This is a genomic window from Virgibacillus salexigens (genome assembly GCF_014905415.1).
In the GTDB taxonomy this organism is placed as follows: Bacteria; Bacillota; Bacilli; order Bacillales; family Amphibacillaceae; genus Virgibacillus; species Virgibacillus salexigens.
In genome coordinates this window covers 203,782-230,523 of sequence record NZ_BNEO01000003.1, presented here as the reverse complement: position 1 = coordinate 230,523, position 26,742 = coordinate 203,782, and the positions used below count along the sequence as shown (strand labels likewise).

The window sequence follows — 26,742 nt, the reverse complement described above, 5'->3', positions numbered from 1 at the left end:
ACAAGTATTTCGAAGGGAGGTGATTTTTATACCGCGAAATATCCTTGTATTAAATTAAGGTACTTAATTCTTTTTTTAATATGTTTATCGTGTGTTGCCTTGCTCTTCCTTCCAGTCTATCAATCATCAACTGTTCGAGAAACTCCCAGATGTCTTCTAGTTTTCTGCGAAGTTGATAAAATTGAAGAGCGGATTCATTGATTTTAAACTGGTTATGCCTCTGTCGATAAACATCTAGAAACTGTTTAAAGTAAGGCTTATCAACAAAGAACATTAAATCTGCTTCGACAGGTGCTAGTTTTAACCCCTCCCAATCAATTAGAATAAGTTGATTAGATGTCTGCATTAAATTCCAATAATGGAGATCTGTATGACACAATCTCATCGTTAATTTGGCATTTTTTAATGACGAAGCTAACCTTTTCATTTCAGATAGTAACTGCTCCAAAGGATCCTGATAAAACCATAGCAGTTCTCTAATGTCAGTTGGAAGCTTTTCTATTGCTTTCAAACTTTTGGTTAGCTGACTTAAAAACGGAAGATCATACGATTCCTTGAGTGCATATAAGTTCATGGGTATTTCTTTTTCACCAAACGTATGCAATTTGGATAGTAATTTCGCAAGATGGATGATTTGGGATTGCGATAATTTTGTATCACCAATCGTATCCCCCTCAATATAGTTGTATACCATATATACGGCTTGATCATCTTCACAGGTATAACTGTCATTCTTTGTTAAAATAGGGACTGGAAGATGGCCATTTAATTCCGTATTTTCTTCTAACCATTTAAGGACTGGTGCATAATCGTTGATTAACTCTGTATACTTTGGCGTGGAAGCCCGTTGCTTTTCATAGACCTTTAGAAAGTAGGCCTCAGTTCCGATCGACACTTTATAAGCAAGCGAAGCCCAACCTCCTTTTTGTTCTTGTATCGTTGGTAATTCTAAATTATAGTATGTTTTTAACATAGAAGTTAGACGGTTCATTTCATTTCACCTTCTTTTGGAATTTCCTTTATTGCCGAATACACCTTTTTCACTCTCATAGAGTACGATATTTGATGTAAATGTCGTATATGAGAATGGAACCAATAAATGCTATCTCTGTGATTCAGAAACTATTTGCGAATATTATTCGTATCCAACATTCCATTTAGTGCAATGCCAAGATTGCGAATTAGTATTTCAAGCAAAAACGGACGATATAGATGTGAGTAAACTCATTACGGATATATATAACGAGGAATGGGTAGAAATGAGAAATACCTATAAAAAAAGCACATTCGATAATTTATGAAGGCGTAATCTTACACGTTTTCGGTTATATTTATTTTGTTTACTATTAAGATTGGTAAAGTAAGCTATTGAATCAATCAACGAAGGAATGGTCTTCGTTTCTACATTGCTGTATTTCTATTATTTATTTACTTAGCTTACGTTTTTTTTAAAATAAGGTTTGGAGACTAAATGAAGAATCAAATGAAACGTTTACGTAAAGCGAAGCAATGTAGCGTTTCTCGACATACCATAAATGCAATTGAAAACAGTAAATATAACCCTACACTAAAATTAGCATTTCAAATTGCTTTTGTGCTAAATACTCGAGTGGACGCATTATTTTTTACGGTGGTGATTAATAATAAGTTGGTGAATCATCTTCGCTATATTTGTATGGGGCTTTTGAGGGAGTATCCAAGCACTCTCGCTAAACTAATTTTTCATTTTTTCCGCAAGTGTTGTTTTAGGTTGAGGTGCCCCATCCAAACGTACGTATGTTTTAATTAGTGCATACAAGTTTAATAATCCTTCCTAGGATGATATCTCATCGTACCTTATTCTACTCTTTCTGGGCTTGGGTAATCGTAACCCATGGTATCGATAGTAACAGATTTCATCGTTGGGGATTCAGCAGCATCTATACTCATCTCCACAATTTTATCTACCGCATCCATTCCATCAATGACTTTTCCAAATGCAGCATAATCTCCATCTAAGTGAGGCGCATCTGCAACCATGATAAAAAATTGAGAACCTGCTGAGTTAGGAGCATTTGATCTTGCCATGGAAATAATACCACGCTCATGCTTTAGATCATTTGTAAAATCATTCGAGCTAAATTCTCCTTCTATTGAATATCCTGGTCCGCCAGTTCCGTTTCCTTGCGGGTCACCGCCCTGAATCATAAAATCAGGGATTATTCGATGAAAAGTGAGCCCGTCATAAAACGTATCATTCGCTAAGCTAATAAAATTTGCTACCGTATTCGGTGCTATTTCTGGATAGAGCTCAATCGAAATTTGTTGGTCATTCTCCATGGTTATGGTTGCAATCGGATTTTCGCTTACATCTTCTGGATAGTTTTGATTGTTTTCTTTCTTTCCTGCTTTCCCTTCTTCCGTCATATCGCTACATCCTACTAAAGCGAATACGATAAGAAGAATAAACAGAGGCCATTTCCACTTTTGTAACAGATGGTTCATCTTTTACTCTCCCCTCATAAATATTGCTTGTCTGTATTATAACATGAAAAAAAGCAACTACCTTTCCCTTATAGAGAAAAGAGCTGCCTTTGTTTGATAATATCTAATTATTACGCATACCTTTCATAATTAAACTCGCTATGAAAATTAATACAATCGCTCCGATTAAGGCTGGAACGATATAAAAACCACCAGTTTCTGGTCCCCATTCTCCTAAAATAAGAGAACCTAACCATGCTCCTACAAAACCAGCAACAATATTTCCTATTATTCCCCCAGGGACGTCACGACCAACAATTAGGCTCGCCAACCATCCAAGAATTCCTCCAATAATTAAAGACCAAATAAATCCCATTATTCATACCTCCGTATAATATAACAATTAGGTTTAAATTGCCCAGTAATTGTTTTTTTATACATATACCAATAAATAGATTCCATTCGAATTAATTATGGAAACATCTCAATGATTCGTTGATAGGACATACACTTTTCATGGTTATCGTATATATTGGTAAGGATAAGCCAATCATCACATTGATACCGTTCAGATAAGACTTGTAGTTCCTCTTTTACTTTGGATGGGCCGCCAATAATCATCCGTTTCCGGTTGTTTTGTATCCGTTGTCTGTCTTTCTCATTCCAGCTTCTTGCTTTTACTTCTTCTACACTAGGCACACGACTATCCAATCCTTTTTCTACTTGAAGTAACCAAGCGTCTTGGCTTATTGCTAATTCTTCTGCATGATCATCGGACTCACCGCAAACAATAAATATTGCTGAACGTGCAAGTGGATTGTTTAGATAACCAGTAGTAAATGTTTCTTGATACGTTTGAAGGGCAGCTTCTCCTCTGTACGGATTAATGAAATGTCCATAAACATAGCCAATTCCTAACTTAGCCGCAAGTTCTGCACTATTTTCTCCCAGACCTAATGAAAAAAGTTTCGGGGATTCTTTTGTACGTGGTGCTGCTCGGACACTCCCTTCTCTATTGAGATAACGTGCTAAGGCCGCTAATTTATCAGGATATTCCTCCTGTTGATTTGGCTTTCCATCAGCCAATAGGGCCCTAATGCGCTCACTACCACCTGGAGAGCGGCCGACACCTGCCTCTATTCTATCTGGAAACAGTGCTTGTAACTGTAATAATTGAGAAGCCACTTTATATGCACTATATTGAGGAAGAAGAATCCCACCACTCCCGACCGATAATTGCTTTGTATTGCTTGCTATAGCGGCCATCATAATCTCTGGTGAACTGGATACAAGCCCCTTCGTTCCATGGTGCTCTGCGAACCAATAACTATGATATCCCAATTGTTCAACATATTGAGCAACTTTAATCGTTTCTGCAGCTACTTCCTCTGCACTACTTTGTTTTGGCTGTGCCATTTGATCCAATATGCCAAACCTCATGATCGATTTCCCCTTTTCACCTCTATCATTAACTATTATGATAGCGAAATATCAAACCATTCACCAAAGCATATGCTTTCTAATAAAAAAGGTGGTTACCCCTAGTATTCCACTTTCTTATCCGTTTCCAACCAACTTTCAAACGGAAGATTGTACTTTTCAAATTGCATTTGTTTGATTGTCAGTTTCCTTTTTTCAATGGGCTTATCTAATTCCTGATAAATAAATGCATCATCAAAACCTGCATCAGCTGCTTCTTTTTTAGTTGCAGCAAAATAAACAGCTTTCGGCCGTGCCCAATAAATTGCTCCCATACACATGGGACATGGTTCACAACTCGTATAGATTTCACAGTCTGCTAATTGAAAATCATTTACATGCTTACATGCATTGCGAATAGCTTGTACTTCGGCATGTGCTGTAGGATCGTTTATCACCGTTACTTGATTACATCCCTCTCCGATAACCTTCCCATCCCTTACAACGACTGCTCCAAATGGACCACCATTGTTTGTTTTCACATTATTGACTGCCAATTCAACTGCCATCTTCATGAATTCTAACTTCATCTACTTCCCCCTATTAAAAAGGTATTTTCCATATTCTATTCTAGAATAATTGAAGCTATTTTAATTATTCCTCGTTTTTATAAAGTTATAAATCATCTCTTCCATTTTACTATCGGATACCAACCTAGTAGAAGCATACTAAAAAGTTCGGATATTTATATTATAGAAAAAAAGGATTATCCTTTTTACTATATCTGTTTATTTCTTAATATAAAAAAGAAAGCTGCGATAAATTGCAGCTTATAAAAAGAGAACATTATATTTCATCTTCAAATGTTAAGTTGATTGGCTCATTAAGTAATTGTGGTTCGATTTCTAAATTAGTTGTTGGAACGTCTTTACCTACTTCATCAAAACAAACGTGATCAACCCAAACCTGCCCTTGACCCGATAAGATTATTCCAAATGCAATCATTTTACTTTCCTTCGGTATATCTAATACGATAGTGTATCGATTCCAACCTGTATCTCCTTTTATTGGCCGATTACTCATATTATCAAATTGTAAGACATCCTCAGCAGCATCATCAACTCTCATCCACATACCAGAAAAGGATTGAACACATGCTGTTCTAAGAAAACAGGATAATCTCATTCTTTTTCCTATAAATTTATCTGCTTTAAATTGCTGCATCATTGTCGCAAAATGAGTAGCATCCAATACCTTTGTTGATTTAATATAACCTGACGCTTTCCCTTGATGGACCACCTTATGGTCCTTTCCTATTTCATAATTAAATGGGTCTACTCCGCTTAAAAACCATCCCTTTAAACCATTGTTCATATTATTTTCCTCCTTTTGTTTTGTCACCCATGACATCACCTTTCTATATTGACCAGGCGGGATTTGATAATATCTTTTAAACGCTCTTGTAAAAGCTTCCTGAGACTCAAAGCAATAATCATAAGCAATATCAATAATTCGATCCTTTGTATATAGCAACCTAATCGCTGCATTTGCGAGACGCCTTATACGGGTATATTCTGATACAGACAAACCGATTGTTTGTTTAAAAATTCGATGGAAATGAAATTCAGAGAGTCCTGCTAGCTGAGCAATTTTTTCAGTCCCTATTGATTGATGCAAATTTCCTTCTATATACTGAATAACTTCATTAATTATTTCCTCATATCTCATGGCCCCGCTCCCTTCCCATATATAAAGCATATCAAATAGGAACAGGTATGTTTTGATAATTTTTGCGATATTAAAAAAGAAGCTTTCGTCAGTCCGAAAGACGAAAGCTTCTTGAAAGATATTACGCGTATGTCTCTAAGCAATATGACGATTTTTTTCGAGTGCGTTCAGCCGCCTGTTGTTTGTTGCAATGATGTAAATGATAATTCCCCAAATAATCATAGCTAGAATTGAGCCAATATTAAATATGCCTTTTTCAGCTGTCCACATAATCGAATAACCTACGGACCCTAATAATAATGCGTAATAGCAAAATGGCAGTAATGTTTTACGTATGACATGCCCTTCCTTTCCAACTAAACCAACTACGGCAGATGCTGCAACGACATTATGCACACATATCATATTTCCGGCAGCACCACCAACTGCTTGCAAAGCAACCATCCAAGTCGGATTTCCACCGATTTGGTCTCCAACTCCATATTGGAATAGAGAGAACATCATATTACTAACTGTATTACTTCCAGCTACAAACGCACCAAGTCCTCCAATGAACGTTGCAAATATTGGGTAAACCGAACCAGCAAGATTTGCAACTCCTTCTGCAAGTACAAGCGGCATCTCCTGATACCCCGCTGCACCACCATCAGAATTGAGGAATACTTGCACCATCGGCACTGTAAAGACAAGCGCAGATCCCGCGAGAATCATCGTTCGGGCTGAATCCTTCCATGCTCTGGCAAAATCTTGTCCTTTCATTCCATGGATATAATAGGTAATAACGGCAACAACGATAAAGATAAAACCCGGGGAGAATAAAATTTCCCAACTTGACGATATTTCTGTACCAAATATATTTGGAAGTGTAAATGTAACGGATTTTAGCCAGTCTCCGACTTCTGTCAGTCTGGAAATTAGCAATAAAATTGCAATCAGTACGTAAGGTGTCCATGCACGCCACATACTTATTTTACCAGCATAAATATCACTTTGTTTGAGTTCAATTTTCCCTGTCCAGGTAGGATCCCAACGATCTTTTGCCTCAAACTCCCAAATTTCATCATTTTTAGGCATGAGAAAACCTTTTTTAGCTGCTGGAATAACAATTAATAATCCGATAAGCCCGCCAATCATTGCTGGAAATTCTGGACCTAAGACGTTTGCAACAATCACATACGGAATGGTCATTGCTAAAGATGCAAAGAGTGCAAACTTCCACACCTTTAAACCTTCGCTAAATGATCTGTTCTTCCCGAAGAATCTAGTTAGAATACTTACTAAAAATAAAGGAATAAATAGTCCCGCTATAGCATGCAGGAGGGCTACCTTCCCTGCGACACCAAATACGAAAGTAGAAACGTCTGTGATTTGTGTAAGTGGTTCAATACCGCTGCCCACGCCTACAATCATAGGAGTTCCGACAGCACCAAAAGAAACTGGTGTGCTTTGGATAATCATCCCTGATACAACGGCTGCCATTGCTGGAAACCCAAGCCCTACCAATAATGGAACGGCTACTGCTGCTGGTGTACCAAATCCTGCAGAGCCCTCAATAAATGAACCAAATAACCAAGCAATGATAATCACCTGAATACGTCGATCCGGGGTAATGTCGGTAAAACCTCTACGAATGGTGTGAAGACCGCCGCTTTCTTGTAATGTATTCAAAAGTAAAATAGCACCAAAGATAATAAATAAGAGCGTAATGGCAACAATCAGTCCATGCACGGAAGCAGCTGCGACCTTCGGAAAAGCTACATCCCAAACAAACAAAGCTAATAACACAGCACAAAGATAAGAAAGTGGCATTGCCTTGCTTGCTGGCCACTTTAGTCCTACTAGGAATACAGCAACAACAATTATCGGCAGAAATGCTAAAATTGCTAACAACCCATTACTCATGATCATATCCCCCTTAATAAAATTTTTTATAGAAAACAACAATATCACCTCCTATAACCAAGAAAGCAACATTGTTGTTAACGGATATTTTTATTAAGCTTTACTATTCATTTCAATAGCTTGATATTGTTTCACAGCGTTTCTAAGTATTCCAATTTCTGCTATCTCACAACTAATTTCATCGCCATCCTTCATCATCTCTGCTCCGACAGGGCTTCCGGTTAGAATGATATCTCCAGGTTGGAGTGTCATCACGTTTGATAAATAAGCAACCATTTGTCTCATCGAAAAAATCATCAATTTCGTAGAACTATCCTGCTTTTTTTGTCCGTTTAAATATGCTTCCACCTTTATTTCATCTGGATCTAACTCCGTCTCAATGTATGGCCCAAGGGGGGTAAACGAGTCGAACGACTTTCCAATCGTCCAGTGACCAGCTTCGTGAAAAAATTGCGGGGCAGTTACATCATTTGCAACCGTATAACCAAAAATATAATCTGTCACTTCATTTTCATTAATATTACTCGCTTGTTTTCCTATGACAACGGCAAGTTCTGCTTCGAATTTCACTTCTCCACAGTTTTTTGGAATAATAATAGACCGATTACTACCAATTACCGAGGAGATAGGTTTATAGAAAAAAACAGGCATATCGGGCAGCTGATCTGGCAAGTCAGTTGTCTGGCTAACATAATTTGCGCCAATTCCAATAATATGCTTTGGAGTAAGCGGTGCTAATAGTTCAATCTCTTCCATTTCATAGCTTTCTCCGGTATAACTCCATTCGGTAAATAAATCACCACTGATCTGTTGGACATAATCCTTGTCCACTATCCCTTGAAGAATTCTACGATCATTTGTTTTAAACCTTGCAAATTTCATCTATCTTCACTCTCCCTACTAAAATTACAATCCTTCTTTGCTCATTTCTTGCTTTACTTCCACACAACGACCAGGCTGTGGAAATAGTTTACCAGGGTTCAATCGATCATCTGGATTAAATACAGCACGTATCTTTGTTTGAGCCTCTATTTCATCATCATGAAAAATAAACCGCATTTCATCTGATTTTTCAATACCAACCCCATGCTCTCCTGTAATGGAACCACCAACATCTGCACAAACTTTTAAACACGCTGAGCCCGCGCTTGATGCACGTTCACTTTGTCCAGGAATACGGGCATCAAACAAAATCAGTGGATGTAAATTTCCATCTCCTGCATGAAATATATTAGCGATTCTAAGGTCATATTTCTTACTAATTTCGGCGATCTTTGTTAGTACTTCAGGTAAACGAGTTCTTGGAATAACACCATCCTGTACGAGGTAATCAGGAGAAATCGCTCCCATAGCACCAAATCCCATTTTACGGTTCGCCCACCAAAGTCCACGTTCCGCCTCATCTCTTGCTACCTTCACTTCCCGAACTTGATTATCTTTACAAACAGTAAGGATTTCATCTATCTGATCTTCGATTCCAGCAGCGACTCCATCTACCTCAATAAGTAAAAAAGCAGCAATATCTCTTGGGTGCCCAACTGGATAAGCAGCAGATTCAACCCCTTCGATGGCTATCTGATCCATCATTTCAAGTGCTGCAGGAATAATGCCAGCAGCAATAATCTCAGAAACTGCCTGACTTGCATCTGCTATGTCGTCGAAATATGCTAGAACCGTTTTTTTTGCCTCTGGATTCTTTAACACTTTAACGGTTATCTTTGTTACAATCCCTAGAGTCCCTTCTGACCCAGTCAATAGACCTAACAAGTCATATCCGGGACGGTCTGGCACACCATCCTCCCCAAGTTCAATAATTTCACCAGTAGGCAGTACAACTTCAAGTCCCAAAATATGATTGGTCGTTACGCCATACTTTAAACAATGCGCACCTCCTGAATTTTCAGCTACATTACCGCCAATCGTACAGGCATATTGACTGGAGGGATCTGGTGCATAATAATACCCTTTATCTGAAATGGACTGCGTCAGTTTCAGATTAATATAGCCTGGTTCCACAACCGCTTTCCTATTTTCTAAATCAAGGTGCAGCATTTTTTTCATACGAACTAAACTGATTAATACCTCCCCACCAAGTGGTGTTGCTCCTCCACTAAGCCCTGTCCCAGCACCGCGTGCAATATATGGAATTCCTTGCTTATTCAAATACTTCACAACATCAGAAACCTGTTTGGTATTGTTTACAAATACGACTGCTTTTGGCATTCCTTTGGACATGGTATATCCATCACACTCATAGGAAATAAGATCTTCTTGTAAATAAAGCACTTCTTTTTGACCAACGATACGCATTAATTGTTGTATAATTGCATCTGGCTTTGTTGCTTTTCGATCCTTTCCAAACAACATGATTCACATCCTTTATGAAGTAGTCGCTGATTTTTCTTTCTCATATGCCCAATCAAGCAATTGAACGGTGTGAACAACTTTTTCACTTCTTCCGTATTTCGTTACACCCATTGCAATCTGAAGCATACACCCCGGATTCCCCATCGATACCATCTCTACTTGCTCTGGAATGTCATCTATCTTGCGATCAAGCAATTTGCCAGCCATTTCTGGATGCGTTAAATTATAAATTCCAGCACTGCCACAACATCTATCTGCATCTGGTAAATCTACCATTTCCACTCCTGGTATTTCGCTTAAAATATGGCGTGGTTCAAAGCGTACACCTTGACCATGTGCTAAATGACAAGCATCATGATAAGTTATTTTTGTTTTAAGCTCGGCTGTAGGCCGTTTAAAATCATTGTCATATAAAAATTTCGATACATCTTCCACCTTACTTGAAAAAGCCTCTGCTAAAGGCAACATATCTGGGTCATCTTTAAATAATTCTGGATACTCCTGTAATGCGCAACCACACCCTGCAGCATTAACAAGTACCTTATCATACTCCTTAAATGCTTCGATGTTTTGTTTTGCAAGTTTCTTCCCAGTTTCCCGTTCACCAGCATGTACATGAAGTGCCCCACAACATCCCTGCCGTTTAGGAAGACCAACCTCAAATCCGTTATGGGTTAGTACGCGAATCGTCGCTTCATTCACATCACTAAACATTACATCCATAATACAACCTGTTAGAATAGCTACACGCTGCTTAGGTATCCCTTCTGCCGGAACTACATCAGGGAATCTCCCTTGTACAGGTTTGCCTACCTCAGGAAGAATCGCTTCCATGTCTTTCAAATGGGTTGGCATTATTCGAAGAACACCCGATTTTCTTGCCAATTGTTGCATACCGCTTTTCTGATAAAACCGCATCAATCCCCCAAGTGTGTTGATACGATTTTGATGTGGAAAAATACCTCTTAAAACCGTTCTACTAAAAACACCAGCGAACCCCGTTAATGGCAGTGCCTGACGAATTTGTCCCCTAGCTTCTTCAATTAAACCTCCCACTTGCACATCAGCAGGACATGCGGTTTCACAAGCTCGACAATCAAGGCAGTCAAAGACAGGTTTTGCAAAGGCATCATTTACATCAATTTTTCCTTCTGCAACTGCTTTAATTAAATAGACTCTTCCTCGAGGTGATTGTTGTTCTTCTCCTGTTTCTTGATAGGTTGGACAAGCTTCCAAACACATCCCACAATGTACACAATCTGCCCATTTATTTTCGTCAGGGGGATCATCCCATAAGTAATTACCTAGTCTTTTTGTTTCACAAGGTGCTCCCGACTCAACATTGTCTTTGCTTAATAAATCAACTAGTCTGCCTTTGTTATCAGCCATTTATAACCCTCCTACATAGCGTTTGCGATTGAGGATGCGCTTTGGGTCATTGACTTGCTTAATACCATCTAATAGGAAGAAATGTTCTGGTTTATCCCCCCAAACAGAAATTTTCTGTCTTAAGACGAATGGTAGATGGGTACATAAGACATATCCATGTCGCTCTTCCACTTTTTTCCGTAGTAATTCAACAAAGGAGATGAATGCTTCTGGAAACCCTTCCATAAAAATTTTTGTAATCCCATGCCCCACTCCCCCATGTCCTTCTACATATACACCAATATCATCTGCAAGCTGACAAGCTATTTGTAAATTATCAAGTACATCTAAATTATTGCTTCCTATTTTCAACGCTGCTTGGATTTTCACATCGTCTGTGGTGTTACATCGACTCGCGCCTAAATGGTAAAACTGCCCCCACCATTCGCTTGCCTCATGCTGATGGAATATTGTAAGCACAGCTTCCTTGGGAATATGCTCCTGTATCCATTTTTCTTGTTCACGGACTGCACGTTCACGGTCTTCAAATGCAATTACAAGGGCATATTGATTTTTTCCAGTCATTTTTTTAGCAACAGATGGTGTTAGGACCTCCAAGCAAACCGGTTCCAGCATAGAATCTAGCAGGTGAACGGCAAACTTCCGAATAGCCATCTCCTGACCATTCTGAAAGTGTAAAATGGAGACTCCCTCATATTTAGGTATTGGTCGTAATTTCAATGTTATTTCACTAATAACACCAAGTGTCCCCATTGAACCAATAAATAACTTATTCATATCGTATCCAGCTACATTCTTAACCACTTTCCCACCTGTACGAATAATCCTGCCGTCTGCATAAACAATCCGAGTTCCAATAACAAAATCTCTGGCAGACCCATAAAGCAATCTCTTGGGCCCGCTATCATTCGCAGCTATCACACCACCGATAGTTGCTTGTTCCGGCCATGGTGGATCCAGTGCGAGGCATTGCCCAAATGGACTTAATTCGTCCGTAATTTCTTTTATTGTGGTACCAGGTCGAACTGTCATCGTTAAATCTCCAACGGAATGTTCGACAATCCCCTTGTAATGTTTTAGTGATAATAAGATATCTGCTTGTTCAATTTGTCCTCCATATCCCCGTTTTGTTCCACCTGAAATAATGTTTACCGTTCGATTAGTTTCATAGGCATATGCTAAGGTTTTTGAAATATCAGCTTCACTGTAACAGTCAACGAATTCCTCACCGCCATTACCAAGCGGATGTCCTAGTTCATTATTTGTTCTAAGCACTTCAGGTTCCGTGCACAAGTCAGTATCCTGATGAGAAGAAACCATGAATCTTCCTCCTTTACTGGAAATCATACTTGAGAGCAGCCATTCGCCTGTTTATAAGTAACCGCTTTCAAAGATAACTGTTCCATTATCATCAGATATCTGATGAATGATTTGTTACTAAGTAAACCACTGGTAGATATTAAAGTCAATTATAAATTCAAAATAATGAAAATTTTTAGGTTCTATTTAGACTTTATAATATAGAAAATTCAGTAAGGAAAAGGGGGACCGCTATTCCCCCTCTTCCAATATATATTATCTATTTAGCTCTTTACTTGGTGTTTTTCTTTTGCTTCCAACCGACGTTTATGAAGAATTGGTTCTGTATAACCACTTGGTTGTTCTTTACCTTTCAACACAAGATCGCAAGCAGCTTGAAAAGCAATCGATTCATGATAGTTTGGTACCATCGCACGATATGCTGAGTCTTTTTCATTTTGCTTATCTACGATTTTCGCCATCCGCTTCAATGTATCCATGATTTGTTGCTTGGTACAAATTCCATGATGAAGCCAATTCGCTAACATTTGACTGGAAATACGTAATGTTGCACGATCCTCCATTAATGCTACATCTTTGATATCAGGAACCTTCGAACAGCCAACCCCTTGATCTACCCAACGAACAACGTAACCTAGTAATGTTTGTGCGCTATTATCCAGCTCCTCTTGTATTTCTTCAGTTGACCAATTTCTATTGTGGGCTACAGGCAATTGTAATATATCCGTTTGGTAATTCACTGTCTCTTTCTCTAACTCCGATTGCACTTTCTTTACGTCTATTTCATGATAATGAAGGGCATGGAGCGTAGCAGCTGTCGGTGAAGGCACCCAAGCCGTATTTCCACCAGCCTGTAGATGACCACCTTTTTGGGCTAGCATCTCTGACATTAAGTCTGGCATCGCCCACATTCCTTTACCAATTTGTGCTTTTCCTTTCATTCCCGTTCCTAATCCAGTTAGTACATTGTTTTTTTCATACCCATTCAGCCATTTAGATGATTTCATCTCACCTTTACGAATCATCGGACCTGCTTCCATCGACGTATGGATTTCATCACCAGTACGATCTAAAAAGCCAGTGTTAATAAATACAATTCGATCTTTTACTTCATGAATGCAATTTTTCAAGTTTAACGTTGTCCGGCGTTCTTCATCCATGACACCAATTTTAATCGTGTGACGAGGCAGTTCCAGTATATCTTCAACCCGATTAAATAATTCATTCGCAAAAGCTACTTCCTTCGACCCATGCATTTTCGGTTTCACAATATAAATGGATGCTTTTTGTGAATTTTGAAATGGGCTATTCCCTAATACATCATGTTTGGCCATCAAGCTCGTAAACACACCATCCATTATCCCTTCAGGAATTTCTTCACCATGCTGATTGAGAATAGCATTGGTTGTCATTAAATGGCCAACGTTACGGATAAACATAAGTACGCGACCAGGTAGTGTTATGTTCTCTCCATTTGTTCCAGTGTAACTTCGATCGGGATTTAAAGTTCGATTGATTTCCTTCCCATTTTTGGTGAAAGCCGAAGTTAAATTACCACGGTTTAAACCCAACCAATTTCTATATACACGTGTTTTGTCCTCTGCATCAACGGCTGCCACCGAATCTTCACAATCCATAATACATGACGTTGCAGATTCGATAAGTACGTCTTTAACTCCTGCCTTATCTGATTGACCAATGGAGTCATTTTCATCAATTTGAATTTCTATATGGAGACCATTGTTCTTGAATAATACTGCTTCCAGGTTTCCAGGTACTCCTCGATAACCAATAAACTTGGATTCATCCAGCAGTCTAGCAGTCTCACCATTCTCAAGTGATACTTCCAACTTCCCGTTTATGACAACGTATTTCGTAACTGATTTGTGGAAAGAAGCCGACAGAGGTATGTGTTGATCTAAAAACGCTTTGGCAAATGAAATTACCTTCTCTCCTCGTATTGGATTATAAGCTGCTGTCTTTTCTGCTCCCTCTGCTTCAGTAATGACATCGGTTCCATATAATGCATCATAAAGTGAACCCCAGCGAGCATTTGCTGCATTAATTGCATAGCGAGCATTATCAATCGGTACAACCAATTGTGGCCCTGATTGCATAGTTATCACATCATCGACATTCTCTGTCATAATGGCAAAATCTTCAACTTTAGGCTCGATATATCCGATTTCTTCTAAAAATAATTGATATGCTTGAAAATCATATCCATCATGATCCTTATGCCACGCATCGACCTTTTTTTGGAACATCTTACGCTCTTCTATCAAAGCATGATTTTTTGGAGTTAAATCAGAAATGAGCCCTTCAACATCTGCCCAAAACTTTGATTCATTTAGGCCAGTTTCCGGTAATGCTTCTGCATGAACAAATTGATAAAGTTCGTTGGCAACTTGTAAATTCCCTACTGTTACATATTCCGTCATGCTATTCCTCCTTTTTCAGCTATCTAATTCTTATTTTAATCTGTAGAGAATAGAAACTAAAATATATGTTTTGCATGGACACTATTCCTTTTAGCTATACCTTGCAGTATAATAAGGTACAATTACACATTCTGTTTTATAAAAGAGGGATATGATGGATATTAGGCAAGTAGAATATTTTGCAGAAGTTGCGAAGCAAAGAAACTTTACCAAAGCCGCTTCCGTTCTTCATATATCTCAGCCTTCCTTAAGTAAAACGATTAAAAACTTGGAAAACGAACTCGGGGCAACTCTATTCTTTCGTGGTTCAAAGCAGCTGGAGCTCACGGATGCTGGTCAAGCTTTTCTAATCAATGCTATGAATGTGCTTGATGCTTTTAATAATTTAACCTCGGAATTAAACGATGTCATCCATCTCAAAAAAGGAGAAATTAAAATCGGAATTCCACCGATTATTGGTGCCGCCTTTTTTTCTAAACTCATTAGTAATTATAAGGAAGCCCACCCCTCCTTTGATATGACACTACATGAGGTGGGGAGTAATAAAATTAAACAAGGTGTTAATGAGGGAGAGCTTGATATTGGATTGATATGTAATATACCAATTAAGAACGAAAGCTTCGAAATCATTAAATTACTTAAAGATCCCCTTATGTTAATTGTACATGCCAATCATCCATTAGCGAAAAGAGAATCAATCGATTTTTTCGATATAAGGCAGGAATCGTTCATCTTATATCGACATGACTTTTCCCTTCATGACCGCATTATGGAAGCATGTCAACTGCACGGTTTCCAACCAACGATCGTCTGTGAAAGCTCACAAAAAGACTTCATGATTGAAATGGTAGAGGCAAAATTAGGAATAGCTTTATTGCCGAGTAAAATCTGTAAACAGATTCATACGAAGGCAATTAAAACAGTTCCATTTACAAATCCAACCGTACATTTAGAGTTAGGCATGATATGGAAAAGAAATAAATACTTATCATTTGCTGTTAGGGAATTTATTGGTTCAGCAGAACAGTATGTTACTTATGAATATTGATAGACAGGCGTTCTTAGGGACAATTCTTCCTAAGATCCAAAGGTAAATATTTAAGGAATGGTTTTCCCATCAATTACACATAACTAATGAGACCAACTGCTCTGAGGTGATGTGTATGAAACTCCTATTGATCCTAGGAAGTATCTTCATTCCTGCATGGATGTATTATATTCAACGGCGTTATAGAAAAACACATATTATGTTTACCTTTGCTGCACTATTTGCAGCACTTGTTTTCGGTAATATCGTTGCTACATCCATTTATCAGGTCATTAAAAACAATACCGTGTTAATGACAGATATTCATGCCATCTTATTAAATCCTTTTTTTCAAATCAGCGGCCTTTATTTAGGAGCTTACTTTCTATATTTACTGTTTATTGGGTTGTTAAAGAACCTTCATCATTATAATCATCCAGACTAGCACTACCAGCTTCTGGTTACGAAAATAGCAAAAATTACTTCAGTTGATACCAGCATAAGTTCGACAATTTGCGCTTTACTGTATAACGATGTCGTTTTCCTTAATTTTTACCTTTTGCATTCTTTCTAAATTCCACATACTTTTGTGTACAGATACCTGCATTAAAAACGGATGCTATCATGGCAACATAAAACATCACATAAGGAAGATGGAACGCATCTTCTTTTATGAAATCAGTAAAATTAGATGTGTTATAAATAAAAGCGATAGCCACAAACATGGATAAAATAAACTGTCCTTTTATCGATTTAACCATTCCCCTTCTCCTCCACCTCTTCTTTGCCAAAATCAGCAACTCTCCAATTCCATCCTTTCACTCTTTTTATCTCCGCTGCTTTCGTTTTCCAACGAATCCGGAAAAATTTAATCTGACTGATTTCAACAGGAGATAATTCTTTTCGATATATAGACAAATGGAGAAATGACATCTCATAACTTATAGAAGCTTCGTTAATCGTTAATGTAATCTTTATAGAAGTTAGTATCAAAATTAAAATAAAAGAGATAGGAATGCTGATTAACCATCCATAATGATCGGTTATATAGTTGTAGCATATAATTGTCAAAACTAAACTGAAAAAATGGAAACGATATGGTCTAAGTTGGTATGCCATTTTTACCTCCTGATTACAATAATAACTATATAAAATACTCTTTTACGTTGTCTTGCTATATAAAATGTTAGATCGAGTCAAACCTATCCTCATGCAGCATTAAAATTTATCGATGTAATCCTATTTATAATAAGGCGGATCTTCTCCTTCAAAGCCTTTAGATTTTTGCCCATTCCGATCTACTTCATAATAACGTGCAAAAGAGCCTGCTTCATCAGCCTTTTTCCATCGTTCTGTAAAAGAGACAATGTACTTCTCATTTCCTAACGGCTCTACGGCGGTTTCACGCTCTACATGATAATCTCGAATGTCACCTTCCCATACGCCAACTTCAGTGGGAAAAACATTGTTTTGGACAGTAAAGTTTTTGGTAACAGTTGCGACAGCGTCTTTCTCCGTAAAAGGCGCGAATGTTTCTGAAGGTTGTCTTTGAAGCTGTGAATGAGTGGAGAGCAATAGTACAAGTGCAACCGAAACTACATTGAACATCCAAATCTTTTTTCGCTTCCGTGTCCTTGCATGAAGCCATCTATCGATACTGCCATAAAGAATAGCAACGATCATACCAAGTAAACCAAGGATCCAAAGTTGAAATAATAATCCATTTGCTAACCCAAATAGGCCATGGAGAAGTATGTATAGCCATGTAAATTTGATAAATCCTCTTTTTTTCAGGTACTCAAGTCCTACCGATACTAGATTTCCATAAATAAAAACAATTGCTCCAATATATATGCCATATAAGATAAACATCCCAAAAAAAACTTCTAAGAAATGGGCGTCTTCACTAGAATTCAAAATAAAGGTACTAGCAAACAAACTAGAAATAAATACGGATGTAACGAAAGAAGTAGTTAATTTTCTTTCTGCGATCGTTTTTACTTCCACAAAATCCCCCTAACTCATTCGTCTTTTTTCTCTGTACTACTTTGATTTTTAATAACAGTACCATGTCATGGGAGTGAATTAGTTGTTGAATCGAACTTGTATCGATTGTTCGAATACTATCTTCGTTTGATTTAATAGAAGCAGCTAATGTTTTGACTTCTCCAAGTTGTAGAGATAATTTTTCTCTTTGATCAATAATATAATCAGCCCAATTTATTGAGTATTGATCCGTTGCTAAGTCTACATTCGTCGGTGTTTGATAACTATAGGGAGAATATAAAAAGATTGATACGCCTTGTTGATTATTGATGATACCAAAACCCAATTCTCCTTCATTCTTTTCATTGGGGCTATTTGCATAGGTTAATTGCTTGATCGGAAGTGCTGCCTTCTCGCCATTAACATATTTCTCTACTCAAAGGGAAACCTCTCGCTGATCTGCTTGCGGAAGTGTAAAATCAAAGTGAAATAGGTGTCCTAAGTTCAGGTCTTCAAATGTAGTTTCATAGTTTAAACCTTCTGCAGCTGCGATGGTAGGTAAATCTTCTTGGTTATCCGCACCCAATAATGACACTCAACATAATACAATGAAAGAGATAGATAACTACACGCTTCCATTTCCTCCCCCTTTTGATTTTAGGCAGGTTAAGGTGTATTCCAAAAGAAAGTGGTTACAAGAAAAGGAAAAATAAAAATCATAAACACCATAATTCCGTTCCCGATCACACCAATCCATTTATGTCTTCCCTTATCGGATATAAATGCCAAGATAAATCCTACGAACGTAATTATTCCTCCAGCAACATAAAAACGATCATTTCCTAACAAAAAAACGAAATACGTTATTAAGCCAACCAAAAATAATCCAGTTGAAATAAGACCGAACGTTCTTCTCTCCACCTTTCTTCCCCTCCTTCAAACGAATCAAATTACTTCTCTTCATATAAACGTGAATAACATGTAAATCTTTTCTCCTAATAGTTAACTATTATCAAGTATTCCTGTCAATATTTACTATAAAAAAATAGCAAATAGAGGAGAGAAAAAACCCTGGTAGAAGTCAGGCAGACCATCTGATAATTGGCCCTCCCTCATCAGAGCACATTCCTACGGGGTCTTCAGACGCTTGCTTTTCCCGCTGGAGTCAGTCACCTTTCGTTTCAGTCAGATGACTTATTGCATGTCTTAAGAAACCCAAACAAAAACGGGTTCGACCATCAAAACCGATGATTGAACCCGCTTTAGCTAATTGGGCTGATTTTTTCCCAGCTTCTAAGATCACTTACCGAAAGAGATCTAAGAATCGTTCCCAAATACCTTTTTCTTCTTCTTCTGTTTTTTCGGATGATTCTGGTTCGGGAATTTCAATACTTTCTGTTTGCAAAACAAACTGTACAACTTCCACATGTTTATTTTGATCGGACACAAAGGAACTAGGTTTGTAGTCAGAGTTATCGTATTCCTCCATCATTTCATCGGTTTGCTGTTGGACTTGACCCGGTAAGTTGCTAGTTGCTTCTTGCAATTCTTCTGTACCTGAATATAATTCATTCACTCCGTCACTGGTAGAAGCAGTTCCTTTAGCCAACTCTTGTATCCCAGCATCCAATTCTTGATACGATGAAGCTAACTCATCGACACCATCCGTGTAACTTACTAAACCATTATGGAACGATTGATAGTTCGAAGAGAAGGAAGAAAGTCCTTCCTGTATTTGTGAAATCACATCCACTTCTTCCATTGTTCTCATTGTCTTCTCTATTTCAGTAGCCATTTCATTTAGATTAGATGCCATCTCTCGAGTTACACTGGAAGATTGATCCAATGCCCCTGTCACACTGTCAAATGCTCCTTTGACAGCATTATACGTTTCTTTAGCTGTAGTTGCCGCTTGGTACGTTTCAATCAATTGGTCAATAACCTGTTGGTCTGCATTACTTTCCTTCAATTCATTGAATTGTGCTTCACTTATTTGATGAGACGGAATACCATTTATTGTTTCATTCAATTGTTGGTTAGCGGTGTTGTATTCCTGCTTCATACCATCAATTGCCTGCGCGGAATCTTCTAAACCACTTGCCACTTCACGCAGGCGATTTGGAAATTCCTTTAACTTATTCAAATCTACATTTCCAGTGCTCTCCTGAACGGTTTGATTAATCGTTGTTAATGCATCTCGTATGGATGCAGAACCATTAATTAATTCACTAGAAGATTGATTTAATTCATTCATTCCATTTCGATAATCAGTCGAACCATCACTTAACTCTTGCGCACCTTGGTTCAGTTCACTAACTCCATCGTTTAATTCTCCAACACCAGAATGAACGTCACTAATTGCATTTGAAAGTTCCTGCATTTCCCCAGTTACTCCACTGGTATCAGGACTTTCAATCGACATTGAATAAGGTGCTGCACTTATTTCAATCGGATCCATTTCAAAGTTAGAAACGTCTGCCGAGATAATATATTCTTCTTCCTGTTCAGGCATAACCGAGAAGTTTATTTGTTTATTTTGACCTGCGTTTGCTTTTGTCCCTTCAGGTGCCTGAATATTATCAAACTTCGTTGGATCCAATGTAACGGCAATCTGTAACAAGAAATTCTCAAAGAATTCTGGATCAACCTCATCATTCGCGGCTGTAGATATTTGTATTTCTAAAGATCCACTCTTACCAGCTAATTCTTGCGGCTCCATCTCCTTACCATCTAGTAAATACGTAATGGAAACATCCCAGGGTAAGGATTTATTCTTCATATTTCCCTGGTAATAAAACGCTTCTTCTTCAGCTTGGAATTGGACTTTGCCTTCCTTATTTTCCAAGTTTGCTAGATTAGTAAGATTTCGTACAGAAGCATAATTACCATAATCCACAACTTTTCCAGGTTCTGTCATACGGAAAGTATTGACTACATACATATCTTCTATTTTTCCAGCTGCATCCAAATTCCCATATACAACCTCATCTTTCGTGGTATAGTCTCCTGTCTTTTCTTGATTTTCAGAGCTTTTGGCTTCCTTATCTTCATTAGCTAAGGTAATAGAAGGAAAGGACGAAAACACCAACATAGTACTCAATATCAACAGGCCTATTTTTTTGGTTCGCAACTCATCACTTCCCCTTATAAAAATTTGGTTTCCACGTGGTTTTCTTAATTATTCGATCTAGTACAATCAGAAGGGCAGGCAGCACCAACACTACCATAATGAATGCTAATAATGCCCCTCTACCTAAGAGCAATCCAATAGATGAAACTACCTGATTGGAAGATGTCATCCATAAGATAAACCCGACACTTGATAAGATAGATGCAGAGACACCAATGGAAAAGATTTTTTCATCGATTGTTTTCTTAACTGCCTTTAAGGCAGGCATTTCTTTACGATTTTCTTTATACGCTTCGGTTAATAAAATTGCGTAATCAACCGTTGCTGCTAACTGTACCGTACTAATAATTAAATAACCTACATATACCAATGTCGTATTCGTGAAATATGGAATGGATAAATTAATCCAAACGGCAGATTGGATAGTAATTAATAATACGACTGGGAAGGAAATGGAACGGAACGTAACGAGTAGTACGATGGCAATAGTAATCACCGTTAACAGATTAACAACCGTGTTATCTTTCTCCACTACATTCTTCATATCATATAAGGTGACACTTTCCCCTAATAAATGATAGTTATCACCATAGTAATCAGCCGTTAGTGACCTTAGTTGATCAATGAACGCAAACGTTGCTTCTCCTTCTTTATCTACAGTTGAATTTACGATAATTCGACTATAATTCTCTGAGAAAAATTGTTCTGTTGCCGATTCTTCCAGGTATTCAGGTGGTATAGCAGGACTAACTGCATCAACGTAAGAAACGGTACTTTTCACTTGAGATATCCCTTTTAATTCTTGAACTAAGTTCTCTTCTTTCGCGATATCTCCTTTTGGAACTAATAATACCATTGGCGTATGCTTTTCAAATACGTCTTCAATGGCTGTTGCATCACTACCCGCTCTTGTGTCATCTGGTTGATCGCCAATCCCATACATAAAGTTAGTCTGACTTTGACCCAAGAATGCAGGTACAATCAAGATGAACAGAATAATTAGCGCTGGTATCCGGAATTTCAACAATGTTTTGCCGACATTGCGTATACTTGGTAATAATTGTTTATGTTGTGTCTTATCAATCCAATGATAGAACATTAATGTTAACGCTGGAAGAAATACCATAACACTTATAAAGCTAAGTACGATCCCTTTAACCAGATTAAGTCCTAAATCTGCACCAATTTCGAAATCCATAAATGTCAATGCGATAAAACCGAAGAAAGTCGTTGACGCACTAGCAGCAATTGCTGGAAATGATCGCTTCATCGCCATTTTCATCGCTTCTTCTGGCGTCTCTGTTTGCTTACGATAATCCGAAAAGCTATGCAATAAGAAGATGGCATAATCAAGCGAGACCGCAAGTTGCAATATCGGAGCAACGGATTGCGTTATAAATGATATTTCTCCGATAAAAATATTCGTGCCCAAGTTGATAAGTACAGAAACACCAATTGCCGTAAGGAAAAATACCGGTTCGGCCCAAGATCGAGTAGATAAAATCAAAATTAGAATAATAATTGGTATCAGCAGGGCAGCAGCATACATTGTTTCTGTCCCTGTCATTTTTTGAGATGTTGCTGTATCAAGTGCTTCTCCAGACATCGCATTGTCTTCACCAATTAATTGATAAATCGCCTCTGTCGTTTCAACTTCTTTTCCTTCTTCAATGTGGAAGGAGAATAATGCATTCCCATCTTTATAATAAGATTCCACGGTATCCGTATCGGCCATTTCGATTGGTGTTTTCATATCAATTGCATCATCAAGCCAGGTCACTTCTGAAACGCCGTCGGTAGCTTCTAATTCTTTTTTAAAGGCTAATGCCTCTTGAATGCTAATATCTCTCATCATCACGCGCGTATTAGCAATGGCACCATCAAATTCCTCATTCATTGTATCCATCGCCGTTGTCGATGGTGAATCTTCTGGAAGATAATCTACCATATTATAATTAATAGATACGGCAAATTGAGCAAAAACACTAATAATTGCCAGTGTGATAAATGTAATTACGACTGACTTTTTATGTTTTAAAATCTTTGTTGTCCAACCAATCGGAGCTCATCCTCTCTTGCACCCTTAATTGAAATCATTTATTATTATAATATACACAGTGTTGGATTAACAACAAACAGTTTGTTAAGTCACGTACAAAATCCAACATATTTAACAATCGTGTCGGATAATACTAGGAAGAAAGTGTGAATTTTTTATGAACGAAAAATTAGATCGACGAAAAAGATATACGCGAATGGTATTAAAGGATAGTTTAATGACATTATTAAAATCAAAAGCCCTATCTGGAATTACTGTCAAAGAACTCTGTGAACATGCTGACATTAATCGATCCACTTTTTATACGCATTACAAAGATCAATTTGATTTACTTAGACAAATAGAAGAAGAAATTATCGCGGACATGAATACGTATTTAAATCAGCATAACTTTGAAGAAAAAGAACAGGCTTTACAAACAACAGAGAGGTTATTAGAATATATCGTTTCAAAGTACGATATATTTTACACACTTTTAAATGAAAATGAGGATACATCTTTTGAGCGAAGAGTAATGGAGGTAGCTAGCAACTTCCTAATTAATAACTGGATGAATGATGATGAAATAGATCAAGCTAACTCTGAATACCTCAGTACATTTATTATAAGTGGCAGCATTCATGTTATTAAACTTTGGCTTGCTCGTAATATGGATAAAACTCCACATCAAATTGCTCAAATTATTAACCGTATTGCTTTAAATGGAATTAATAACTGTTACGTAGATTAATTTACTCTACTTACCTAGCTCTTCATCTTTTAATAGAATTAGACTTATATAAACCAATCGAAAAAATTAGTAATAAACAAGAAAAAAATGAAAAAATTGATGAATAGCAACTGACTAATGGTAAAAAGATAGGAATTTTCGTCCGAATCATATCTCCATTCCATTATCGACCGGGTTATTTCAACGGTATTAATAAAAATAATCATTAAAAAGCTTGGCTCAAGATACCATTGACTATCTGGCAAACTTAGATTAATGATAGGAAGAAACAAAAAGATGAAAATAAATGAAATCCTTATGATCCAATCTATTCGTTCATGCTTCTCATTAACATGACTATAAGAAAAGAATTTCTTCCTCTTTACTTTAAGCCATTTACGAATTCCATAATTGAAAAGAAATAAACTTAAAAGGAAAATAACGATAATTAAAATTAGTTTTCCCAAAAATATAGCCCCTAAGCCATCGTTCATCATAACAACCAAATTCCTCCCAAATAAAAGAAGCTTTTCTTTTAGCATCTTTTATAAAATGAACAATAATGTGTTACCCTAATCATAAAGTAAGTGATGCTTTCCGTACATAAACATTTCTCATTACTTATACGAAAGAAAAGCGTTGGATAAATGGTTCTGTCAAAAACGAAGAAGATGCCATTACATCTATGGGTAATTGCACTATTTTTTATCTTTCTTTACATGATTGGAATATATGATTACATCATGTCGCTTAGTTTAAACACAGCCTATTTTGATTCACAGGATGATGGAAATGATCAATATCATTACTTTTCTAATTACTTATATGCTGGACACTAAATCTTATCAGTGGAATGATTGCTCCCATTTTCCTCTTATTACGTATGAAACGATCGATTATATTAGCCCTCCTATCTACCGTAGCACTTTTCTTATTGAATGCCATTACCTTCATTTTTATGAACCGTTTAACGATTTTTGGTTTTACACAATCTCTCTTTGATCTGTCTATTTTACTGTTAACTTTCGGATTATATTGGTATTGTAGGTATATGCTATTTCGCGGGTATTTACACTAATCTTGTCAGAATAAAGGAGGCCTTGCTAATGATCAATTCAAGGAAGACACTTAGAACATGTGAGCAAGGACATAGCTACTATAAAAGCAGCGACTGTCCAGTTTGTCCGATTTGTGAGCAAGAACACAAACCTAAAAACGGATTCCTTTCCCTATTATCCGCACCAGCCAGACGTGCGTTGGAAAACAATAATATTACTTCTTTGCAACAGTTATCTCAGTATAGTGAAGCTGAAATCTTACAGTTTCATGGAATAGGACCATCCTCCATACCTAAATTGAAACAATCATTAGAAGAGAATGGATTATCCTTTAAAAAGGTAGAAAGTAAGTAAGATTTTTCTTAAATTATAAACGAATATACAAATCCTTTATTTAAAATAGGACAAAATGCAAACGATATATAAATAAGGTCAAAACTACCATCAGTAAAGAGAATGGGAAATCTCCCATTCTCTACAATACAAAACAATTTTCCTCCGTATGAGATCGTTCTGCCACCTTTCCTGCGCTGCCATGATTTCACCATAAAGTACGTCCCTTACAGCGCTCCCACTATTTCTTTACCGATCTCAATTGAGGCTGTTGCAGCCGGCGAAGGTGCATTACAGACATGCACAGCCTTTTCTTGACGAATAATAACAAAGTCATCAAGCAATTTGCCTTCACTGTCTAGTGCCTGTGCACGGACTCCAGATGTAGCTGATGTAATATCATCTTCGTTAATTTCAGGAATAAACCGCTGAACTTCTTTGATAAACGCTCTCTTACTGTACGAACGGTACATTTCTTTTAATCCTTCTTTCATATTGCTTCTAGCTAGTTTTAAAAAGCCTGGATAGGTTGCTCCCTCTATAAAATCACGCCAATTAAAATCCCATTTTCGATAGCCTTCTCGCTTAAAACTATAGACAGCATTTGGCCCGATCAATACCCTTCCATCGGCCATTCTTGTAAAATGAACGCCAAGAAACGGGAAGTCTGGATTTGGGACTGGGTAAATGAGGTTATGGACTAAGTGTCGTTTATCCGGATTCAACTCATAATATTCTCCTCGGAATGGAATTATCTTCATATCTGTTTTAATGCCAGCCAGTTCCGTAACTTTGTCTGAAAATAGCCCAGAACAGTTAATTAAGAAACGACTACGAACCTTCCCCTTATTGGTCACCAAGTTCACATAATCCTCTTGATCATCAATATCCATCACTTCTGTTCCCAGCGCTATATTACCATTTCCTTGTACAATATAATCTGCAAATACTGCCGATACTTCACTGAAATCGACAATGCCAGTACTAGGAACGCGAATCGCAGCAATTGCATTCACATGCGGCTCCACTTCATAGAGCTCTTCCAATGATATTTTCTCAACCTTCAGTTGATTTTGAAGCCCTCGATGATAAAGATCTTCCAACAGTGGCAATTCTGATTCCTTTGTTGCTACAATCACTTTCCCGCATTGTTCAAATGTGATCCCATGCTTTTTGCAAAATGCTGTCATCTGTCTATTTCCTTGCCGTGCAAGTTTGGACTTCAAACTGCCTGGTGGATAATAAATCCCAGAATGAATGACACCACTATTATTACCAGTTTGATGCTGGGACAATGCTTCTTCCTTCTCCAAAATAATAATGGACGCATCCGGATGTTTTTTACAAAGTTCCATTCCTACAGAAAGACCAATTATTCCGCCACCAATTATTGCATAGTCATAAACCATGT

27 protein-coding genes and 1 pseudogene are annotated in these 26,742 nt (G+C 37.5%); 6 read left to right on the top strand and 22 right to left on the bottom strand.

Annotated features, from left to right (window positions below):
* Window positions 1-49: 49 nt before the first annotated feature.
* Window positions 50-991, bottom strand: a complete 942-nt coding sequence (locus JKP73_RS15125) for an aminoglycoside phosphotransferase family protein (RefSeq protein WP_021290693.1) — start codon at window positions 989-991, stop codon at window positions 50-52.
* Between the two features lie 480 nt (window positions 992-1,471).
* Here JKP73_RS15125 and JKP73_RS23205 point away from each other — a divergent pair.
* Window positions 1,472-1,624, top strand: a pseudogene (locus tag JKP73_RS23205) (helix-turn-helix transcriptional regulator); the annotation flags it as partial.
* 212 nt (window positions 1,625-1,836) lie between these two features.
* Here the strand turns inward: JKP73_RS23205 and JKP73_RS15120 are convergent.
* The 11 genes from JKP73_RS15120 to JKP73_RS15070 form a co-directional block, all read right to left on the bottom strand.
* A complete protein-coding gene (locus tag JKP73_RS15120) occupies window positions 1,837-2,484 on the bottom strand; it encodes a peptidylprolyl isomerase (protein WP_187370483.1) in 648 nt (215 codons plus the stop codon).
* 103 nt (window positions 2,485-2,587) lie between these two features.
* The gene (locus JKP73_RS15115) at window positions 2,588-2,839 is read right to left on the bottom strand and encodes a GlsB/YeaQ/YmgE family stress response membrane protein (RefSeq protein WP_021290695.1); all 252 of its coding nucleotides are present in this window, start codon (window positions 2,837-2,839) and stop codon (window positions 2,588-2,590) included.
* 95 nt (window positions 2,840-2,934) lie between these two features.
* A complete protein-coding gene (locus tag JKP73_RS15110) occupies window positions 2,935-3,903 on the bottom strand; it encodes an LLM class flavin-dependent oxidoreductase (RefSeq protein WP_038247367.1) in 969 nt (322 codons plus the stop codon).
* Between the two features lie 101 nt (window positions 3,904-4,004).
* Window positions 4,005-4,472: a nucleoside deaminase gene (locus JKP73_RS15105; RefSeq protein ID WP_200411528.1), complete on the bottom strand. Its 468-nt coding sequence runs from the start codon at window positions 4,470-4,472 to the stop codon at window positions 4,005-4,007.
* A gap of 256 nt (window positions 4,473-4,728) precedes the next feature.
* On the bottom strand, window positions 4,729-5,610 hold the full coding sequence (locus JKP73_RS15100; protein WP_038247366.1) for a helix-turn-helix transcriptional regulator: 882 nt from the start codon (window positions 5,608-5,610) through the stop codon (window positions 4,729-4,731).
* A gap of 135 nt (window positions 5,611-5,745) precedes the next feature.
* The gene (locus tag JKP73_RS15095) at window positions 5,746-7,512 is read right to left on the bottom strand and encodes an L-lactate permease (protein WP_031335414.1); all 1,767 of its coding nucleotides are present in this window, start codon (window positions 7,510-7,512) and stop codon (window positions 5,746-5,748) included.
* A 93-nt stretch (window positions 7,513-7,605) separates the two neighbouring features.
* Window positions 7,606-8,394 (bottom strand): fumarylacetoacetate hydrolase family protein, encoded by a 789-nt coding sequence (locus JKP73_RS15090; protein WP_021290700.1) that lies wholly within the window; start codon window positions 8,392-8,394, stop codon window positions 7,606-7,608.
* Window positions 8,395-8,418: 24 nt separating this feature from the next.
* Window positions 8,419-9,879: an FAD-linked oxidase C-terminal domain-containing protein gene (locus tag JKP73_RS15085; protein WP_021290701.1), complete on the bottom strand. Its 1,461-nt coding sequence runs from the start codon at window positions 9,877-9,879 to the stop codon at window positions 8,419-8,421.
* A gap of 12 nt (window positions 9,880-9,891) precedes the next feature.
* Window positions 9,892-11,268, bottom strand: a complete 1,377-nt coding sequence (locus tag JKP73_RS15080; protein WP_021290702.1) for a (Fe-S)-binding protein — start codon at window positions 11,266-11,268, stop codon at window positions 9,892-9,894.
* Window positions 11,269-12,588 carry an FAD-binding oxidoreductase gene (locus tag JKP73_RS15075; protein ID WP_021290703.1) on the bottom strand — a complete coding sequence of 440 codons (1,320 nt, stop codon included), beginning with the start codon at window positions 12,586-12,588 and terminating at the stop codon, window positions 11,269-11,271.
* Window positions 12,589-12,851: 263 nt separating this feature from the next.
* On the bottom strand, window positions 12,852-15,029 hold the full coding sequence (locus JKP73_RS15070) for a malate synthase G (protein WP_160807439.1): 2,178 nt from the start codon (window positions 15,027-15,029) through the stop codon (window positions 12,852-12,854).
* A 154-nt stretch (window positions 15,030-15,183) separates the two neighbouring features.
* Here JKP73_RS15070 and JKP73_RS15065 point away from each other — a divergent pair, with 154 nt between their 5' ends.
* Together JKP73_RS15065 and JKP73_RS15060 are read left to right on the top strand one after the other, a co-directional pair.
* Complete coding sequence (locus tag JKP73_RS15065; protein ID WP_021290705.1) at window positions 15,184-16,077, top strand: LysR family transcriptional regulator; 894 nt, start codon at window positions 15,184-15,186, stop codon at window positions 16,075-16,077.
* A gap of 115 nt (window positions 16,078-16,192) precedes the next feature.
* The gene (locus JKP73_RS15060; RefSeq protein ID WP_021290706.1) at window positions 16,193-16,501 is read left to right on the top strand and encodes a hypothetical protein; all 309 of its coding nucleotides are present in this window, start codon (window positions 16,193-16,195) and stop codon (window positions 16,499-16,501) included.
* 100 nt (window positions 16,502-16,601) lie between these two features.
* Here the strand turns inward: JKP73_RS15060 and JKP73_RS15055 are convergent, their stop codons facing one another.
* The 8 genes from JKP73_RS15055 to JKP73_RS15020 all read right to left on the bottom strand — a co-directional run bounded on the left by JKP73_RS15055 (window position 16,602) and on the right by JKP73_RS15020 (window position 23,120).
* Window positions 16,602-16,817 (bottom strand): hypothetical protein, encoded by a 216-nt coding sequence (locus JKP73_RS15055; protein ID WP_021290707.1) that lies wholly within the window; start codon window positions 16,815-16,817, stop codon window positions 16,602-16,604.
* A complete protein-coding gene (locus JKP73_RS15050; RefSeq protein ID WP_200411527.1) occupies window positions 16,810-17,175 on the bottom strand; it encodes a hypothetical protein in 366 nt (121 codons plus the stop codon). The genes JKP73_RS15055 and JKP73_RS15050 overlap by 8 nt, the downstream gene beginning before the upstream one ends.
* Before the next feature lie 120 nt (window positions 17,176-17,295).
* The gene (locus tag JKP73_RS15045; RefSeq protein WP_200411526.1) at window positions 17,296-18,063 is read right to left on the bottom strand and encodes a voltage-gated chloride channel family protein; all 768 of its coding nucleotides are present in this window, start codon (window positions 18,061-18,063) and stop codon (window positions 17,296-17,298) included.
* Window positions 17,996-18,388, bottom strand: coding sequence for a hypothetical protein (locus JKP73_RS15040; RefSeq protein WP_021290710.1), 393 nt, complete (start codon window positions 18,386-18,388; stop codon window positions 17,996-17,998). The genes JKP73_RS15045 and JKP73_RS15040 overlap by 68 nt, the downstream gene beginning before the upstream one ends.
* A 90-nt stretch (window positions 18,389-18,478) precedes the next feature.
* Window positions 18,479-18,637, bottom strand: coding sequence for a hypothetical protein (locus tag JKP73_RS15035; protein WP_021290711.1), 159 nt, complete (start codon window positions 18,635-18,637; stop codon window positions 18,479-18,481).
* A gap of 71 nt (window positions 18,638-18,708) precedes the next feature.
* A complete protein-coding gene (locus JKP73_RS15030) occupies window positions 18,709-18,963 on the bottom strand; it encodes a hypothetical protein (protein WP_021290712.1) in 255 nt (84 codons plus the stop codon).
* Between the two features lie 382 nt (window positions 18,964-19,345).
* Window positions 19,346-21,133: a methyl-accepting chemotaxis protein gene (locus JKP73_RS15025; RefSeq protein WP_234447127.1), complete on the bottom strand. Its 1,788-nt coding sequence runs from the start codon at window positions 21,131-21,133 to the stop codon at window positions 19,346-19,348.
* 43 nt (window positions 21,134-21,176) lie between these two features.
* Window positions 21,177-23,120, bottom strand: coding sequence for an efflux RND transporter permease subunit (locus tag JKP73_RS15020; protein WP_021290714.1), 1,944 nt, complete (start codon window positions 23,118-23,120; stop codon window positions 21,177-21,179).
* Between the two features lie 268 nt (window positions 23,121-23,388).
* Here JKP73_RS15020 and JKP73_RS15015 point away from each other — a divergent pair, with 268 nt between their 5' ends.
* Window positions 23,389-23,961 carry a TetR/AcrR family transcriptional regulator gene (locus tag JKP73_RS15015; protein ID WP_021290715.1) on the top strand — a complete coding sequence of 191 codons (573 nt, stop codon included), beginning with the start codon at window positions 23,389-23,391 and terminating at the stop codon, window positions 23,959-23,961.
* Between the two features lie 44 nt (window positions 23,962-24,005).
* Here JKP73_RS15015 and JKP73_RS15010 read toward each other — a convergent pair whose 3' ends face one another.
* Complete coding sequence (locus JKP73_RS15010; protein ID WP_081674739.1) at window positions 24,006-24,434, bottom strand: DUF4181 domain-containing protein; 429 nt, start codon at window positions 24,432-24,434, stop codon at window positions 24,006-24,008.
* A gap of 177 nt (window positions 24,435-24,611) precedes the next feature.
* Between JKP73_RS15010 and JKP73_RS15005 the strand changes: the two genes are divergently transcribed.
* Complete coding sequence (locus tag JKP73_RS15005; protein ID WP_200411524.1) at window positions 24,612-24,779, top strand: hypothetical protein; 168 nt, start codon at window positions 24,612-24,614, stop codon at window positions 24,777-24,779.
* Between the two features lie 267 nt (window positions 24,780-25,046).
* The gene (locus tag JKP73_RS15000) at window positions 25,047-25,352 is read left to right on the top strand and encodes an RNA polymerase alpha subunit C-terminal domain-containing protein (RefSeq protein WP_021290717.1); all 306 of its coding nucleotides are present in this window, start codon (window positions 25,047-25,049) and stop codon (window positions 25,350-25,352) included.
* Window positions 25,353-25,558: 206 nt separating this feature from the next.
* Here the strand turns inward: JKP73_RS15000 and lhgD are convergent, their stop codons facing one another.
* The gene (lhgD, locus tag JKP73_RS14995) at window positions 25,559-26,740 is read right to left on the bottom strand and encodes an L-2-hydroxyglutarate dehydrogenase (RefSeq protein WP_021290718.1); all 1,182 of its coding nucleotides are present in this window, start codon (window positions 26,738-26,740) and stop codon (window positions 25,559-25,561) included.
* Window positions 26,741-26,742: the final 2 nt, after the last annotated feature.

Excerpts from the sequence above, each read along its gene's own strand:
- JKP73_RS15125 (WP_021290693.1), bottom strand. The coding sequence starts at position 991 with ATGAACCGTCTAACTTCTATGTTAAAAACATACTATAATTTAGAATTA.
- JKP73_RS15120 (WP_187370483.1), bottom strand. The coding sequence starts at position 2,484 with ATGAACCATCTGTTACAAAAGTGGAAATGGCCTCTGTTTATTCTTCTT.
- JKP73_RS15115 (WP_021290695.1), bottom strand. The coding sequence starts at position 2,839 with ATGGGATTTATTTGGTCTTTAATTATTGGAGGAATTCTTGGATGGTTG.
- JKP73_RS15110 (WP_038247367.1), bottom strand. The coding sequence starts at position 3,903 with ATGAGGTTTGGCATATTGGATCAAATGGCACAGCCAAAACAAAGTAGT.
- JKP73_RS15105 (WP_200411528.1), bottom strand. The coding sequence starts at position 4,472 with ATGAAGTTAGAATTCATGAAGATGGCAGTTGAATTGGCAGTCAATAAT.
- JKP73_RS15100 (WP_038247366.1), bottom strand. The coding sequence starts at position 5,610 with ATGAGATATGAGGAAATAATTAATGAAGTTATTCAGTATATAGAAGGA.
- JKP73_RS15095 (WP_031335414.1), bottom strand. The coding sequence starts at position 7,512 with ATGAGTAATGGGTTGTTAGCAATTTTAGCATTTCTGCCGATAATTGTT.
- JKP73_RS15090 (WP_021290700.1), bottom strand. The coding sequence starts at position 8,394 with ATGAAATTTGCAAGGTTTAAAACAAATGATCGTAGAATTCTTCAAGGG.
- JKP73_RS15085 (WP_021290701.1), bottom strand. The coding sequence starts at position 9,879 with ATGTTGTTTGGAAAGGATCGAAAAGCAACAAAGCCAGATGCAATTATA.
- JKP73_RS15080 (WP_021290702.1), bottom strand. The coding sequence starts at position 11,268 with ATGGCTGATAACAAAGGCAGACTAGTTGATTTATTAAGCAAAGACAAT.
- JKP73_RS15075 (WP_021290703.1), bottom strand. The coding sequence starts at position 12,588 with ATGGTTTCTTCTCATCAGGATACTGACTTGTGCACGGAACCTGAAGTG.
- JKP73_RS15070 (WP_160807439.1), bottom strand. The coding sequence starts at position 15,029 with ATGACGGAATATGTAACAGTAGGGAATTTACAAGTTGCCAACGAACTT.
- JKP73_RS15065 (WP_021290705.1), top strand. The coding sequence starts at position 15,184 with ATGGATATTAGGCAAGTAGAATATTTTGCAGAAGTTGCGAAGCAAAGA.
- JKP73_RS15060 (WP_021290706.1), top strand. The coding sequence starts at position 16,193 with ATGAAACTCCTATTGATCCTAGGAAGTATCTTCATTCCTGCATGGATG.
- JKP73_RS15055 (WP_021290707.1), bottom strand. The coding sequence starts at position 16,817 with ATGGTTAAATCGATAAAAGGACAGTTTATTTTATCCATGTTTGTGGCT.
- JKP73_RS15050 (WP_200411527.1), bottom strand. The coding sequence starts at position 17,175 with ATGGCATACCAACTTAGACCATATCGTTTCCATTTTTTCAGTTTAGTT.
- JKP73_RS15025 (WP_234447127.1), bottom strand. The coding sequence starts at position 21,133 with ATGTTGGTGTTTTCGTCCTTTCCTTCTATTACCTTAGCTAATGAAGAT.
- JKP73_RS15020 (WP_021290714.1), bottom strand. The coding sequence starts at position 23,120 with ATGGTAGATTATCTTCCAGAAGATTCACCATCGACAACGGCGATGGAT.
- JKP73_RS15015 (WP_021290715.1), top strand. The coding sequence starts at position 23,389 with ATGAACGAAAAATTAGATCGACGAAAAAGATATACGCGAATGGTATTA.
- JKP73_RS15010 (WP_081674739.1), bottom strand. The coding sequence starts at position 24,434 with ATGAACGATGGCTTAGGGGCTATATTTTTGGGAAAACTAATTTTAATT.
- JKP73_RS15005 (WP_200411524.1), top strand. The coding sequence starts at position 24,612 with ATGCCATTACATCTATGGGTAATTGCACTATTTTTTATCTTTCTTTAC.
- JKP73_RS15000 (WP_021290717.1), top strand. The coding sequence starts at position 25,047 with ATGATCAATTCAAGGAAGACACTTAGAACATGTGAGCAAGGACATAGC.
- lhgD (WP_021290718.1), bottom strand. The coding sequence starts at position 26,740 with ATGGTTTATGACTATGCAATAATTGGTGGCGGAATAATTGGTCTTTCT.